The organism is Pedobacter sp. GQ55 (assembly GCF_059758925.1).
Map to the genome: position 1 here is coordinate 57781 of NZ_JCAXEI010000006.1, position 16427 is coordinate 74207.

Annotated in this window: 16 protein-coding genes; 3 read left to right on the forward strand and 13 right to left on the reverse strand. The window is 37.5% G+C overall.

The window, feature by feature from the left end; all coding sequences use genetic code 11:
* Positions 1-4: 4 nt before the first annotated feature.
* The 13 genes from AC6CH7_RS16590 to AC6CH7_RS16650 form a co-directional block, all read right to left on the reverse strand.
* A complete protein-coding gene (locus AC6CH7_RS16590) occupies positions 5-508 on the reverse strand; it encodes an NADH-quinone oxidoreductase subunit C (RefSeq protein ID WP_498263810.1) in 504 nt (167 codons plus the stop codon).
* Complete coding sequence (locus tag AC6CH7_RS16595; protein ID WP_048903395.1) at positions 508-1050, reverse strand: NADH-quinone oxidoreductase subunit B; 543 nt, start codon at positions 1048-1050, stop codon at positions 508-510. The genes AC6CH7_RS16590 and AC6CH7_RS16595 overlap by 1 nt, the downstream gene beginning before the upstream one ends.
* Positions 1051-1157: 107 nt before the next feature.
* The gene (locus AC6CH7_RS16600; protein ID WP_048903394.1) at positions 1158-1529 is read right to left on the reverse strand and encodes an NADH-quinone oxidoreductase subunit A; all 372 of its coding nucleotides are present in this window, start codon (positions 1527-1529) and stop codon (positions 1158-1160) included.
* Between the two features lie 78 nt (positions 1530-1607).
* Complete coding sequence (locus AC6CH7_RS16605) at positions 1608-3344, reverse strand: tetratricopeptide repeat protein (RefSeq protein WP_498263811.1); 1737 nt, start codon at positions 3342-3344, stop codon at positions 1608-1610.
* 150 nt (positions 3345-3494) lie between these two features.
* Positions 3495-4400 (reverse strand): substrate-binding domain-containing protein, encoded by a 906-nt coding sequence (locus tag AC6CH7_RS16610; RefSeq protein ID WP_498263812.1) that lies wholly within the window; start codon positions 4398-4400, stop codon positions 3495-3497.
* A 3-nt stretch (positions 4401-4403) separates the two neighbouring features.
* Positions 4404-4628: a hypothetical protein gene (locus AC6CH7_RS16615; protein ID WP_498263813.1), complete on the reverse strand. Its 225-nt coding sequence runs from the start codon at positions 4626-4628 to the stop codon at positions 4404-4406.
* Positions 4629-4634: 6 nt separating this feature from the next.
* On the reverse strand, positions 4635-5456 hold the full coding sequence (locus tag AC6CH7_RS16620) for an energy transducer TonB (protein WP_498263814.1): 822 nt from the start codon (positions 5454-5456) through the stop codon (positions 4635-4637).
* Between the two features lie 28 nt (positions 5457-5484).
* Positions 5485-6018, reverse strand: a complete 534-nt coding sequence (locus AC6CH7_RS16625) for an ExbD/TolR family protein (protein WP_498263815.1) — start codon at positions 6016-6018, stop codon at positions 5485-5487.
* A 9-nt stretch (positions 6019-6027) separates the two neighbouring features.
* Positions 6028-6645, reverse strand: coding sequence for an ExbD/TolR family protein (locus tag AC6CH7_RS16630; protein WP_498263816.1), 618 nt, complete (start codon positions 6643-6645; stop codon positions 6028-6030).
* Between the two features lie 87 nt (positions 6646-6732).
* Positions 6733-7575 (reverse strand): MotA/TolQ/ExbB proton channel family protein, encoded by an 843-nt coding sequence (locus AC6CH7_RS16635; RefSeq protein ID WP_498263817.1) that lies wholly within the window; start codon positions 7573-7575, stop codon positions 6733-6735.
* 306 nt (positions 7576-7881) lie between these two features.
* On the reverse strand, positions 7882-9486 hold the full coding sequence (gene pckA, locus AC6CH7_RS16640; protein WP_498263818.1) for a phosphoenolpyruvate carboxykinase (ATP): 1605 nt from the start codon (positions 9484-9486) through the stop codon (positions 7882-7884).
* Positions 9487-9619: 133 nt separating this feature from the next.
* On the reverse strand, positions 9620-9973 hold the full coding sequence (locus AC6CH7_RS16645) for a translation initiation factor (protein ID WP_498263819.1): 354 nt from the start codon (positions 9971-9973) through the stop codon (positions 9620-9622).
* The gene (locus tag AC6CH7_RS16650; protein WP_498263820.1) at positions 9963-10853 is read right to left on the reverse strand and encodes a diacylglycerol/lipid kinase family protein; all 891 of its coding nucleotides are present in this window, start codon (positions 10851-10853) and stop codon (positions 9963-9965) included. The genes AC6CH7_RS16645 and AC6CH7_RS16650 overlap by 11 nt, the downstream gene beginning before the upstream one ends.
* 233 nt (positions 10854-11086) lie before the next feature.
* On the opposite strand from AC6CH7_RS16650, the gene metK reads away from it, so the two are divergent.
* From metK to AC6CH7_RS16665, 3 genes are all read left to right on the forward strand, one after another.
* Positions 11087-12337, forward strand: coding sequence for a methionine adenosyltransferase (metK, locus tag AC6CH7_RS16655; RefSeq protein WP_498263821.1), 1251 nt, complete (start codon positions 11087-11089; stop codon positions 12335-12337).
* A 141-nt stretch (positions 12338-12478) separates the two neighbouring features.
* Positions 12479-12826, forward strand: coding sequence for a hypothetical protein (locus AC6CH7_RS16660; RefSeq protein ID WP_498263822.1), 348 nt, complete (start codon positions 12479-12481; stop codon positions 12824-12826).
* A 183-nt stretch (positions 12827-13009) separates the two neighbouring features.
* Positions 13010-16351 carry a VCBS repeat-containing protein gene (locus AC6CH7_RS16665; RefSeq protein ID WP_498263823.1) on the forward strand — a complete coding sequence of 1114 codons (3342 nt, stop codon included), beginning with the start codon at positions 13010-13012 and terminating at the stop codon, positions 16349-16351.
* The last annotated feature ends 76 nt before the right edge of the window (positions 16352-16427 follow it).

Genomic DNA, 16427 nt, shown 5'->3' on the forward strand with positions numbered 1-16427 from the left:
TTTCTTATCTACCAAAGTATTCGTCTTTTTTATCTACTCTGTTTGGATCTTCCAAAGGATATTGCTTTAACATAGGATGAACGCCTAGTTCGTCCATATTCAATATTCTCCTAAGATCCGGATGGCCTTCAAACTTTACTCCAAACAAGTCATAAGTTTCTCTTTCCATCCAATTCGCTGCATTCCATAAGGTTGTAGCGGTTGGAATTTCCGGATGATGCTCATCAATAAAAACCTTAACTCTAACCCTAATTTTGTTCACCATACTGTGTAAATGGTAAACGACAGCAATGCCATGCTTTTTCTCAGGATAATGCACTGCAGTAATATCGGTAAGAAAGTTAAAGCTAGCTAGCGTGTTTTGTTTAAGAAATGCCAGAACATCAATAATCACATCCTTTGTGGTTTCAAAAGTAAGCAAGCCATAAGGCTCATTAATTCCAACTATTTTTTCACCGAACTTTTCAGTCAGCTGTTGTATTAATTCCTGATTAGTAACCTCTGCCATTATTCAATTCCGTATGAAGCCAACATTTCTCTATATTGATCTGAATTCCTTCTTCTTGAAGATTCATTCCTAACCAATTCTTGAATTTTACCAAAACCATCCAAAATAGCTTCTGGTCTTGGTGGACATCCCGGAACATATACATCAACTGGAATAATTTCATCTATTCCCTGCAAAACAGAATAAGTATCAAATATACCTCCACTGGATGCACAAGCCCCAACAGCCATCACCCAACGGGGTTCAGCCATCTGCAGATATACCTGTTTAAGAACCGGACTCATTTTCTTTGCTATTGTTCCCATTACCATTAATAAATCTGCCTGACGAGGGGAAAAGCTTAAGCGCTCAGATCCGAATCGGCCAAAGTCATAATGAGACCCCATGGTAGCCATAAACTCGATACCACAGCAAGAAGTGGCAAATGGCAAAGGCCATAATGAATGGGAACGGGCCAGGCCGATAACCTTGTCTAAGGAAGTAGCAAAAAAACCAGATCCTTCTATGCCTGGAGGCGCGTCTACTATATTGATGTTACTCATGATACAAAACGAAAAAGGTTCATTCCTTTAAAGAATGAACCACAAATCTACAATTTTTTAAAAGCAAATGAATTAAGTTGAGGGCATTTAGAAACAATCTAAATAATCTAATTCCAATCCAATGCTTTCTTCTTTATGACATAAATAAAGCCTAATAACAGGGTTCCCATAAAGATGAACATCTCTATCATCCCAGACATTCCAAGTGCCCTGAAATTAACTGCCCATGGGTACATAAATATTACCTCCACATCAAACAGAACAAACAGAATAGCGACTAGAAAATACTTTATGGAAAATGGCTGACGCGCATTACCAACAACTTTTACACCTGCTTCAAATGTTGCCAGCTTATCAGCTGTTTTTCTTTTTGGGCCTAAAAAGTGTGTCGCGATTAAAGTAACCACCACAAATCCTAAGGCAACAACTACTTGAAATATAATTGGTAAAAAATCTACAGGTACGCTTTGAGTTTCCATTTAAATATAAATTATGAGGCAAAAATAAAAGAAAAAGGCGGGATAACAACCCCGCCTTTTTCTTTTATTATAAAATTATTACTTTTTCTTTGGCTTAGCAGCAGCTTTTGGCGCTGGAGCCGTTAATGATTTAACTCCTTCTAATGCGGTGGTATTTGCCGGATCAATAGCTAAACTTTTGTCCCAGAATAATTTTGCTTTTACTTTATCTTCTTTGTAGGAAGCAAAGCCTGCAATTTGATTATAGGCTTCTACCATATTCTTTTTTACTGCCGGAGTTTGCTTATCTACATGAGCCTCAACAGAATCTAAATACTGTTGGTAAAAAGGAATCTTTAATCCTGTTGGATTTGCTTCATCATCCATAAAATCATTAATTCTAGCTCTATACAAAATTGCATCATATGTTGATGGAGCTAACTTCAGTAATTTCGCTAACGAAGAATCTCCTTTTACTAAAATTTCTTTAGATGGATTAGTCTTTGCGGTATAAGCTTTATAATAAGACACATAAGATGCAATAGCATGATAAAAATAGTTATACAATGATCCTTTACCTTCTGGGTTCAAACGGTTAACCACATCATATGTTGCAATTGCTTTAGGGTAGTTCTTTGCATCATAATATGATTTTGCAAGTTCTGCTAAAGCCTCAACTTTAGTAGAGTCCATATTAACCGCTTTAATCACATTTACTAAACCTAAACTGTCGTTTGCCTTATCTGTAGAATCTTTCATTAAGGCTTTACCCAGGTACATATAATCATCAGAGATAATACGTGAAGTATCTTTTACCTTCGCAAAAAAGTCTTTCATGTATTGTAAACTCTGAGGATAGTTTTTGTTTTCATATGCAGAATATCCTCTTAATCTTGAAACGATCAAGCTTTTAGGATCATTCGGATTTACTGAGGCAAGCTCTGAAGTTTCTTGTTCCAGCGTTTTAAAGTCTTTCGCATAAAATAAGAAAGTAGCATAACGTAATCTTGAATCATATGATTTATCAGTCAGATCAAGATACTTTTTATAGTTTGTTAATGCTTCTGCCGCTTTAGCATCGAAATTTGCAGGTTCCTGATTTCCCCATTGCATATACAGCTCAGCTAACTCACGATAAGCAGGACCATAATTTGGATCAGCAGCTACAACATTTTTCAATTCAACTTCTGCATCACTAAATGCTCTTGATTCTTTATACATCCTTCCAATCTGAACAGTAGATCTGTAAAGGGCCGGATCAATACTCAAAGCTCTCATATAGTTTTGAAGCGCTTCTGAGTTTTTTCTTTGTGCTGCATAATAATCACCTAAAGCAACAAATGTTTCTGCTTCTTTATCTTTATCATCAAGCTCTTCCGCTTTTTGCAAGTTAGGTAGTGCTGCTGCAAAATCAGGTTTCTCTCCCGCTAAATAAGCCTTTCCTATATACAAGTAAGGTGTAAAATCTTTTTTTGACGCTACTTCAATTGCTTTATCAAAATTTGTTTTAGCTGACGCGGCATTATTTGAAGCAAGATCAGCCTGGCCTAAACCTATATAGTTCAAAGGATTTTTTGCATCAGCAGTAACTCCTTGGGTAAAAGCTGCTCTAGCAGAATCAATATAATCCCTTCTTAAATAAACATCACCTAAACTAAAGTAATTCTCCCCTTTGCCTTTTTGTGATGACACCAATGCTTTAAGCATTGAAGTCGCTTTTTGGTACTGTTCGGCATCTATCGCCTTCTTTGCATCGGTAATGCTCTGAGCAAAAGAGGCAGAACCCATCACTACTAAACCTAAACCTAAGGTTATTGCTTTCTTTGTCATTTTCATAGTTCCTCTATTTTCAATTAATTGTTATGAAGCCGGCTTTGCAGCTTTCATGGTTCGCTATTTTGTTTTTAGTTTCAAATATTTAAAAGGCATTTCTAAAATCATAATCATCTTACCCTGCCCATTACTTTCATTTTCCAAATATAAAATTTACTTTGTATTCTTCAAGTTAAAATCCCGTGACATCATCTTATGTGGACCAAGTCCAGATTTCAGTACGATCAACTGACCTCTGGGACTTAATAACCAGTTTGCAAAACCTGTGCCTAAACCATCACGTCCTTCGCAATTTATGATGTAAACATTTCTTAAAAACGGATAAATACCACTAATTAGATTTGCCTGATCTGGACGATAGTATGCATTATCGCCCTTTTTCCCCTTAAGATTCTTCACCCCCATCGTTTTCACCTTTGCAATATAAGAAGTCATATCGGAATTATTAGCTATTAACCAATTTACACCGACTACTCCTATAAAATTCTTATTTTCAGCAACGTACTTTATAACGTCATTATTGTTCTTCAAAGTATATACTCCCTTTTTCGGAAGTTCTGTGATTTGAGCCAGCTCTTTAAAATACCGGAGCGTACTGGAATAAGCATTGTCAAAAACCAGCTGTTTCCCACTGGTTGAGGTTCCTTTTAATATCGCTATCACCTCATCAACAGTGATATTTGAGTCAATATCGTCTTTCTGAGTAAGTAATGAAATTCCATCTATGGCAAACCTGGATGTCTTTGGAACGATGTTTCTGTTTCTGTATATCTTATCTTCCTGGGGTGTCAGCATCCTGGATAATATGATTACTCTAATGCTGTCATTTAAAAAAGCAGGTACTATTTTATTCTCGTTACCGGCAGTGGTCGCAAATTCCGCATGCTTATAATCAGATTTAAATACCATGATCTGATCAGCGATAATCGAAGAAAAAGATTCGTCAACAAGAATTTTAACCGAACCGGATGTCCGTGTTTGTTCAACAACGTCAGTCTGCTTTTTATTTTTACAAGACAGCAGCACCAGAAAAATGAACACAAAGCTTAGATTCTTCATTATTTAATTCTCCTTTTGATTAATTACCCGGGTAAATCTTATTGCTGCATAAACGATCAATAACACACCAAGGAGTACTCTATAAGTCCGTTCGATGGTTACCGGCATGTCTTTCCAAATGATTAATGTAAGGCCCAGAACCAGGTAAAAGGCAAACATAACTAGCCCTAAAATAAACAGAAATCGCTGTTGAGGCGATTTCTGCATAAATGTTTTTAAATTAAACATTGTATTCTATTGTGATAAGGTAAAACTGATTGGGATGTTATATTTCACACGCACCTTTTTACCATTTTGAACTCCTGGGATCCATCTTGGACTTGCTTTTAGTACCCTAACAGCTTCCTCATCTGTACCACCACCAAGTTTTCTATCAACTTTAATATCAGTTAAGCTACCATCCTTTTCCACAACAAATGATAAAAACACTTTACCCTGAATGTTGTTTTCCTGAGCCATAGGAGGATATCTTACCGCTTTTTTCAAATAAGCGTAAAACTTCTCCATACCACCAGGGAAAGATGGCTGCGTTTCAAGACTCACAAAGTCATAAACTTTGGTATCCTCTACTACCGCTGCTTGTTTAGGGCCATCACCTGCAGGACCTGCGATAACGATATCCGCATCAGGGTCACCAGCAATGGTTTTCTGACCTGGGTCAGCCTTTTTCAAGTCTTCAATTTCAACCGGCTCTTCATCACGTACCAACTCATCCGGTTTTACAATTGGAGGAGGGAATTTAACCTGATCCTGTTTTGGCGGCGGTGGCTCAACCGGTGGCGGTGGAGGTGTTTCCGGGTTCACAGGAGGAGGTGGCTGTACCACTACTTCCGTTTGCTTAACAATTTCCTCTTCTGGAGCTTTTCCTTTGAATAACTCCATAATTTTAGGGGATAAGAACAACAACACAAATGCTGTTGATGCTATTAGCAATGATTTTGTTGTATTCGCAGAACTTTTCTGACGAAGCTCGTAAGCCCCGTAGCTTTTGTTCTTATTGGCAAACACAACATCCAGCCAATCCCTTTTTAATAAATCTATTTTAGAACCAAACATAGCCTAATATTTTTATGTTTATAATTATTTATAATATCCCAGCTTGTTTCATCGCATCTTTCTCGCTATCGATAATGTTTACATCATCAATAGCCGGAGCAGTTTTAATTTTAGCGATATTTAACTCGTCCATTATATCAACAAAATTCTTGTAAGTAGCACCTTCTGTTGGTTTCACTACTATCACTATTTGTCGGCCGGTAGTTTTACTTACCTCGTCTTTATTTTTTAGTATCGATTTTCTAACCTCAGCAAAGCTCTCAATATTTGGAGGAGTCTTTCCTGCTTCTCCCATGTACCAGGCAACCTTATTGTTTTTACCCAATAGAATTGTCATGGTCTGAGAAGCACGCAGCTCATTTTTCACTTCATTATCCTCTTGATCAGGTTTTGCAATGTCCATTGCAATCGGCTTTGACAACGAGGTGGTTAACATGAAGAAGGTGATCAGCAAGAATGCTAAATCTACCATGGCAGTTAAATCTACTTTGGTATTTGCTTTCTTACTTCTTACTTTGCCGCCTTTTTTCCCACCTCCGCCGGAGGTATCTAATTCTGCCATAGTATGATTTTATTTAGCATCGCCCTCGGCCGATGTAATTAAACTAAATTTGTTAATTTTTTGCTTCTGAAGAATATCAATAATCTTTTTAATGTTTGGATATTTTTCCTCAGCATCACCCTTGATACTAATCCTCATTGAAGTCTGGTGTAACTCCGCAACCGCCTTACGGGATTGCAGCAACCATTCAGCCAATTCGTTGTTGGTTGAATCAGCCGGGATACCCAAGTTGGCCTTAGCAAACTTCTCTCTCTCATCACCATTCATCATGATAAACTTTTTCAAGCCGCTTACAGGAACTCCGAATGATCCAAGAACACCGAAACGTTCTCTCTCTTCAGGAGTAAACTGAATTTTGTACTGCTCTCCTATTTTATCAAGCGTTGCCATTTTCACGTCCTTTCCTACAATTTCGTAGAAAACCTTGCCTTTACCAATCGATAAAATCCCCATATCCAAATCAGGGACTTTGATCTTGTAGGTAGAACTTGGAATTGTTACTTCCAAAGGATCCGGCTGGCGCGCTGTTGCTGTTAATATAAAGAAAGTAAGCAGCAGGAAAGATACATCGCACATGGCGGTCATATCTATCGAAGTACTCTTTCTTTGAACCTTTGCTCTTGCCATAATATTTAATAAATAAACTTACTTTTTACTAATGATGTTAATTCTTCCGGTTTTCCATAAAGCCGGTAAAAAAAAATACATTATTTTTTATTTATGTGTACTGGCGTAAGTTTGAATGATACTGAAACCGGCTTCATCAATTGCATAAGTTAATTTATCAATTTTAGAAGTAAGGATGTTATACATGATAATCGCAAAAGTAGAAGTACCAATACCAGTAGCTGTGTTAATTAGGGCCTCAGAAATACCAGTTGCCAATGCAGCCTGATCCGGAGCACCAGAGTTAGCCAAACCACCGAAGGCCTTGATCATACCTGTTACTGTACCTAATAGTCCTGTTAATGTACCTACTGATACCAAAGTAGCAATTACAGTTAAGTTTTGCTCTAACATTGGCATTTCCAAAGTAGTAGCTTCTTCAATATCTTTCTGAATGGCTAAACATTTTTGATCTGTATCCATGTTTGCCTCAACTTCCATCTCACGATATTTTTTCAATCCTGATTTGATCACGTTAGCAACCGAACCTTGTTGTTTATCACACTCACTTAAGGCTGCCTCGATGTTGTTTGAATTTAAAAATCCTTGGATCTTTTTAACGAATGAATCCAAGCTAGATTTTCCAGTTGCTTTACCAATTACAATAAGACGCTCGATAGAGAATACAATTACCATAAGAAACATACCCAATAGAATAGGTACGATAACCCCACCTTTGTAAGCCATACCCATGTAGTTACCTACTTTTGGAAGTGTATCGTGAAGATCTGGATCAGCCCCATCGATGAAATTCCCTCTATCTCCGAAAATAAATTTGTAAACACATATACCAATAATGATACAAATTGGAATAGTAAGAGTAGCGAATAAATTTGAAGCTGTAGAAGAGCCTTCTTTTTTAACTGTTGTCGGTTTTGGTGCGTTTGCCATTTTTTTTTAGTTTTTTAGTTTTTAGTACTTTGTTTTTTAAAATTAGATTAAATATTCCGTAATACACACAACGACTATTACAAACAATTGTTGCCGTAACAAATTTATAACTTTGATTTTAATTCCAAATTAAATAATCGTTAGCTTGCTAATTCGTTTTGTCCCGTCAATTTTTTCCGTTTGCACTCCCGTTATATCTAACGCATTACTGTATAATTAAAAAAGATTGTCTCGTTGCGGAGACAATCTTTCGCAATTAAAACTAAAAAAAAACTGAAATGCAAATTTTTAGGTAAAAAAAAAGCTTTAAACTGTGTTTTCGGTTATTTTTGGTAGCGAACTAATCATTTCTTCGTTCGCGAAGGCTTCAAATTGCTTGAAATTATTTACAAACGCCAAAGAAAGTTCGTTGGCTTTATGATCATACTTTTGCTTGCTTGTCCAGGTATTTCTTGGATTCAAAATTTCTGATGGAACATTTGGACAGGTCAACGGAATTCGTAATCCAAAAACAGGATCAGTGGTAAATTCGGCATCTTCAAGGTCTCCATTCAAAGCTGCAGAAATCATGGCGCGGGTATATGCTAACTTCATTCGCTTACCTTCTCCGTAAGCCCCCCCACTCCAGCCAGTATTAACTAGCCATACATTTACATCATTCTTTTCCATCTTTTTTCCCAGGAGTTCTGCATATCTTGTAGGATGAAGTGGCAGGAACGCCTTACCAAAACAAGCAGAGAAGGTCAATTGAGGCTCAGTAACCCCTGCTTCAGTGCCGGCAACTTTTGCGGTGTATCCAGATATAAAATGAAACATCGCTTGTCCGGTATTTAATTTAGCAATTGGGGGCAAAACGCCGAAAGCATCTGCAGTGAGAAAGAAAATATTTTTTGGTTCAGGAGCAATTGAAGGCACTATAGCATTATCAATATAGTTTATTGGATATGCGACCCTTGTATTCTCCGTTTTATCAATGTTGGAAAAGTCAACAGTGCGCCCTCCCTCAAAGTAATTGGTATTCTCTAACAAGGCTCCGAATTTTATTGCATTAAAAATTTGTGGTTCTTTTTCAATTGTTAAATCCACACATTTGGCATAACAGCCTCCTTCAAAATTAAATACAGATTCACTTCCCCAGCCATGTTCATCATCTCCGATCAATCCGCGCTCAGGATCTGCCGAAAGGGTAGTTTTACCTGTTCCTGATAAGCCAAAAAATATGGCTGTATCTCCTTTTTTCCCAACATTTGCTGAACAATGCATTGATAATGTGCGTTTCTGCTCAGGAAGAATAAAGTTTAACACTGAAAAGATTCCCTTTTTAATTTCACCTGTATATCCGGATCCTCCAATAAGGATGATCTTTTTTGAAAAATTAAGGATTGAAAAGTTAGGTTGTCTGGTTCCATCTACCACCGGATCTGCCAAAAAAGAAGGGCAGGCAATAATTGTCCATTCTGGTCTCTGCTGAATATCGCCGTCTTGGGGTCTTAAAAATAGGTTATGGGCAAACAGATTTTGATAGGCCGTTTCACTCACGACCCTTATGGTCGTTTTGTAAGCCTCATCTGCACAGGCATATGAATCCCTTACATAGTACTTCCTTTTGCTGAGATACGCCGTCACTTTCTTATATAAGGCGTCGAATTTCTCCGGTTCGAATTTGAAGTTTATATCGCCCCACCAGACCGAATCACGGGTCAGTCCGTCACAAACGATAAATCTGTCTTTTGGAGAACGGCCAGTAAATTTTCCTGTATCTACTGCCAATGCACCGGTATCGGCCAGTGAACCTTCTCCATTTTTTAAGGCCTCCTCAACCAATTGTGCTACGTTAAGCTGGTATAAAGCCAAATCCGAATCGAGATCCAGATAGCTCAAATCAGGCTTAAGCATAAATGCTTTGCTCATAAGAATAATAAGTTAGTCGGCCAAAGTTATACAGATAAAAAGGTAAAAACCGACTTTTTTAAAGAAAAAATTAACTTATTGTTGCTTATACACTTATAAATAACACGCTGTTATTCAGTAATTTAATAACGAATTATCCCCCAGATTTTTTTACTTTATACCCCTCCTTTTGCAGCAGTAAAAGCACTTTATCTCTAAAATCTCCCTGGATGATGATCTCGCCATCTTTTGCCCCCCCTCCTACGCCACATTTGGTTTTCAGCATTTTAGCTAAATTATCCAGTTCTTCATCACTGTCTCTAAATCCTGTGACTAAAGTAACTGCTTTTCCACCTCTGTTTTTTCGATCCAAAGTAACCCTTAAGTCCTGTTGGTTTTTAGGTATTGAATGATCAGAACCGTCGCTTTCTTCCTGATAAACGAAGGAAGGGTCTGTGGAATACATTATTCCTCCAAGATCACTTAGCGTTTTCTTCTTAGATTTCATAATTAGGAGTAATTATATTTAACGATAACGGCACAATAGACACATCTATTTCTTTTCCCATAAAAAAAGGTTCTCCATCAATATGTATTGCATCGTCCTGACTGCGTGTAATCCTTATGTTTCTGCCTTTTATGATTTCTACAATTTTGGAGCGGTCAGTTCTAGCACTTAACATTTCATACGCTAATAAGGGCAATTTGTACATCGGAAATTCTTTAACCACACAAACATCAAGAAGTCCATCGATTACCGATGCCTTGGGTGCAATATGTGCATTGTTGCCATATTGAGAAGAATTGGCTATGCTGATGACAAATGCCTTGCGCTCATAATCAACTCCGTCTATATTAAGCCGATAGATTTGAGGCCTATAGTTTAACACCTCTGTTAACCCTAATTTGAGGTAGCCGGTTAACCCCCTTGATTTATTTCCTGCAAAAACAGAGCTGATATGTGCATCAAAGCCCATACCCGCCATATTGAAAAAAGATTTATCGTTAAATTTCGCAGTATCGATAATTTCAACATTGAAATTATTAATAACCTTGATTGCAGCAACAGTATTCATGGGTATTTTCAAGAACCTTGCTAATCCATTCCCAGAGCCAAACGGAATAATACCCAGCACCTTGTTCTGTTGCATGACCTTAGTTGCAATTTCATTTATAGTACCATCGCCTCCAACAGCAACAATTACATCAAAATTCTTGTTTGCAGCTTCCTCAGCTATTTCCGAGGCATGACCAACATATTCCGTAAAGCTGAAATTTGGGCTAAACTTAGTGCGGTCCAGGTGTGCATCTATCAATGCAGGTATCTTTAACTTATCCTTCCCTCCTGATATGGGATTAATAATAAATAGAATGTTTGATTTCGACAAAACCTTTTGATTAATGATAGTACAAAATAATTGATATTTTTTGACTATTTAAATATATATGCTAATTTTGCAGCATTAAAGTGGACTGATTTGCGATGCTATTTAACAATAGCGGGATTGCAACCACGTAAAAAAAAGTGCTAACCATATCATACACTTCATTTTACTGCCTGCTGTGCAGGGTCTGATTCCATTTTATATAATTGTTTAAATTAAATTTTTAATTATTTAAAATGTCGTATTTATTTACATCCGAATCAGTTTCTGAAGGTCATCCGGATAAAGTAGCAGATCAAATCTCAGACGCACTTATTGATAACTTTTTGGCATTCGATTCAGAGTCAAAAGTTGCTTGTGAAACGTTGGTTACCACAGGCCAGGTTATTTTAGCAGGCGAGGTAAAATCACAAACTTACCTGGATGTGCAACAAATTGCTCGTGATGTAATCAGAAAAATTGGTTATACAAAAAGTGAATACATGTTTGAAGCCAACTCATGTGGCATTCTTTCAGCAATCCACGAACAATCCCAAGATATAAACCAAGGCGTAGACAGAGCCAGTAAAGAGGAACAAGGCGCTGGTGATCAGGGAATGATGTTTGGCTATGCAACCAACGAAACTGAAAACTATATGCCTTTAGCATTAGATCTTTCGCATACACTTTTACAGGAATTAGCGCTCTTAAGAAGAGAAAACAGTGAAATTACTTATTTGCGTCCTGATGCTAAATCGCAGGTAACGCTGGAATATGCAGACAACAACAAACCAGTTCGTATTGATGCTATTGTAATATCTACCCAGCATGATGATTTTGATGAAGAGGCTACAATGTTAGCTAAAATCAAAAAGGATCTTATAGACATTCTTATTCCAAGAATTATTGCAAAATACCCAGAATATGCGCATCTGTTTAACGATAAGATAGAGTATCATATCAATCCAACAGGAAAATTTGTCATCGGAGGTCCTCATGGTGATACTGGTTTAACAGGCCGTAAAATCATTGTAGATACCTATGGAGGAAAAGGAGCTCATGGCGGTGGCGCATTCTCGGGAAAAGATCCAAGTAAAGTAGATAGAAGTGCGGCATATGCAACTCGTCATATCGCTAAAAACCTTGTTGCTGCCGGTGTAGCTGAAGAAATTTTAGTTCAGGTAAGTTATGCTATTGGGGTTGCAAAACCAATGGGTATTTACATTAACACTTACGGAACGAGCAAGGTAAATAAAACAGATGGCGAAATTGCCAAGATTGTTGAAGATCTGTTTGATATGCGCCCCTACTTTATTGAGCAGCGCTTAAAGTTAAGGAATCCAATTTATAGTGAAACTGCAGCATATGGTCATATGGGTCGTAAACCTGAAACAGTGACCAAAACTTTTAAAAGTCCTGGAGGTGAAGAAAGAACAGTTACAGTTGAATTGTTCACATGGGAGAAATTAGACTTTGTAGATAAAGTAAAAGCGGCTTTTTCGTTATAAGCGTAAGAAATATTTAAAATGTAAAAAGGCTGACCAATTGGTTAGCCTTTTTACATTTAGGGCATTGAATAACGTCCTTGCAACAAAAAAGAAAACCATTTCTAAAAGCCATTGTTTTACTTACAAAAAACAAGACCTATTATGGAACATCCAATAGAAATGAATACGCTTAGTCAGGTTTTAGAGAAATTAAGACTTAAAGGTTTGGATAACGAAATAAAGATGACAGATCATGGCAAAATGCAAGGAGTTGGACTGAATAAAATCTATAACCCTGAGGATTTAACAATAATTAAAACGTATCGCTTTGAAGGAGATTCTGACCCTGGTGATAACTCCATACTTTATTTGTTAGAGGACAAAGACAAACAGATAGGCTATATTCTTGACGCTTATGGAATGTATAGCTCTCAGGAGAATGCCGGATTCGATGACTTTTTAAAAAAAATACCTACAGCAGATAGGGACATGCAAGAGTTATTTAGTTAACCAAAATAACCGCTACAGTCTGCTTAGTTAAGAAAAACAGCTACAAAAAAAGCATTTTAGTCGAATGCTTTTTTTGTATATGAAGCCGAGGGTAGTACCCCTTTAATGTTTTCTGTAAAAAAGACGATACATTGAAATAAAGTCGTTATCTTCAAGAAGAATTAAACCAAACTTCTTAACCAAATGTCTTCTTTAACCTCTAAACTGCACCTGAGCATAGCGCTTCTCAGCCTGTTTTCATTTACGTCTTGCGTAAATAATGATAAAAAAACCGGCATTGAGACCAGCACAGATAAACTCTTTTCTTTACTTTCTTCGGATCTAACCCATATCGATTTCAATAATACAATCATTGAGAATGAAAGAGCAAACATTATATCTTATCAGTACTTCTATAATGGTGGAGGGGTGGCAATTGGTGATTTAAACAATGATGGCCTCGACGATATTTATTTCTCGGGGAACATGACAAAAGCCAAGCTATATCTCAATAAAGGGAAAATGCGGTTTGAAGATATTACCGATAAGGCTGGCATAACTGAAATGGGCTTGTCCTGGAAAACAGGAGTTACCATGGCAGATGTTAATGGTGATGGAAGATTAGACATTTATCAATGTTACTCTGGCGGTTTACCGGCAAAGAACAGATCAAATAGTCTGTTGATAAATCAGGGAGTTAACGACCGGGGAATCCCTGTATTCAAAGATCAGGCTGCAGCGTATGGCCTTGCAGATACTGCATATAGTACCCAGGCAGTTTTTTTTGATTATGACAAAGATAACGACCTCGATGTGCTCCTGTTAAACCACAATCCAAAGGTATTTACAACCCTAGATGAGATTTCGGCTCCTCTAATTTTAAAAGAGCCTGCACCAACGATTAGGATTAAATTATACAAAAACGAAAATAAAAAATTTAAGGACGTATCTGATCAGGTTGGCCTATACAATTCCTCTTTTACATACGGTCTGGGTGCGGCAGTAAGTGACCTGAACAATGATGGTTACCCCGACATATACATTTCAAACGACTATTCAGCCCCAGATTATTTGTACATAAATAACGGAAATGGCACTTTCACAAATCAGATTCAATCCCAAATCGGCCATACGTCTTTATATTCAATGGGTAATGATATTGCAGACATTAACAATGACGGCCTTTCTGATATTTTTACCTTAGATATGCTTCCGGAGGACAATCGCAGACAGAAGTTACTTTTCTCCCCTGACAATTATGAATATTATGATTTACGCCTGCGTCTTGGCTTCCACTACCAGGATATGCGCAATATGCTTCAATTAAATAATGGTAACGGCACATTTAGTGAAACAGGGCAGTTATCTGGCATTTCAAATACAGATTGGAGCTGGGCCCCATTGTTTGCAGATTATGACAATGACGGTTGGAAAGATCTTTTTATATCTAATGGTTATATGCGGGATTATACCAATATGGACTTTCTCAAGTTTAAAGGAGATTTCTTACGTAGCACTGACCCCACTCAAATAAAAGCAAATCTGTTAGATCTGATTCATGCAATGCCAGCGTCTAATGTTAACAACTACATTTACCAGAACAACGGGAACCTTTCATTTACCAATAAAGCAATGGAATGGGGATTAAACACGCCTTCGAATAGCAATGGGGCAGCATATGCTGATTTGGATAACGATGGGGATTTGGATCTGGTAGTTAACAACATCAACCTGCCTGCATTCGTTTATGAAAACAAATCAGACCAAAAAACAAAAAATCAATTTCTCAAGGTAAAACTGCAGGGGCTTGGGCAAAATACTCAGGGTATTGGGGCGAAAATATGGATCTATCACAAAAATAAGCAACAGTATCTTGAGCAAATGCCATCCCGAGGCTATCAATCAAGCGTTTCCCCAATTCTACATTTTGGCTTAGGGGAAGCTACTTCCATTGACTCTCTTCGAATAGTTTGGGCAAGTGGAAAACAAGAGGTAATCTTAGGCATAAAAGCAAATCAGCAAATACCTTTATTAGAAGCGAACGCAAAACTAATATATAAAACTCCCCAACCTGTTCCTTCTATATTCAAAGAGGTGAAATCGCCGATCGCATTCCAACAGCAAAAAAAATCAACCAACGATTTTAAGCGGCAACCCTTATTAGTAAATCCTATGTCGTTTTCCGGGCCATGTCTATCCAAAGCAGATATAAACGGTGATGGTTTAGAGGATATTTATGTTGGAGGAACCCAGGGTCAACCGGGTGTACTTTTTATTCAAAAAAAGAATGGCGAATTTGTAAAAAAACCGCAGGCTGTTTTTGCCACCAGCATAAAAAGTGAGGACGCAGATGCAGTTTTTTTTGATGCCAACAAAGATGGGTTTATGGATCTTTATGTATGCAGTGGAGGATATGACAACTATATTCCAGAAGATCCATCACTGCAAGACCGGCTATACTTAAATGATGGCAGAGGTAATTTCCGGCAGACGGTTAATGCCCTACCTAAAATGCTAAGCAGCAAGAGTTGTGTCCGCGTGACAGATTTTAACCAAGATGGCCATCCAGATTTGTTTATAGGAGGAAGAGTAATCCCGGGCCGCTATCCAGAAGCACCAACCAGCTATTTACTGATTAACGATGGAAACGGAAATTTCAAAGACCTGATAAAAACCATAGCTCCACAATTACAAAAAGCAGGAATGGTCACAGATGCAGCATGGATAGATTTGAATGGCGATAAAAAACAGGATCTAATTCTTGTAGGAGAATGGATTCCTGTTACCGTACTAATTAATAGTAATGGAAAATTGATTGACAAAACCACTGATTATTTTGAAAAAACCTTTTCAGGATGGTGGAACAAATTACTGGTTGATGATCTAAACAATGATGGCTTACCAGATATAGTGATTGGAAATACCGGATTAAATACACAATGTAAGGCAACAGAAAAGGAACCCGCAGAAATGTACTACAAAGATTTTGACGACAATGGGTCGGTTGACCCTATATTATGCTTTTACATTCAAGGAAAAAGTTACCCCTACGTAACCAGGGATGAAATGCTTGACCAGATGAGCATCATGCGCACCCGTTTTCCGGATTATAAAAGTTATGCCGATGCATCAATGAAGGAGATATTTACGAAGGAGGAACTAAAGGGCGTATCAAGGCTAAAAGCTAATTGTTTAAAAACCACCGCCTTTATTAATAATGGGAAAGGGAAATTTAAAGAGTTGAACTTGCCTATCGAGACTCAATTTTCGCCCGTATTTACAATTACTTCCATTGATTACGATAAGGATGGCAATAAAGATTTGCTGCTATGTGGTAACATTAGCCGCGCGAGACTTAGATTCGGAAAATACGACGCCAATTATGGAATGCTGCTCAAGGGCAACGGTAAAGGCGGTTTTACCTACATCCCTCAACAACAATCAGGTTTTGATATAAAAGGAGATGTGAGAAGTGTAGTACAAACCAACGACAAATTAATATTCGGTATTGGTCAGCAAACGCTGAAGGCATATGCATTAAGATAATTGAGAAAGGTAATTGCCAATAAATTAACAATATGGCAAAATAGCTTAATGAATTGCAAAAATAAGTTAACAATCC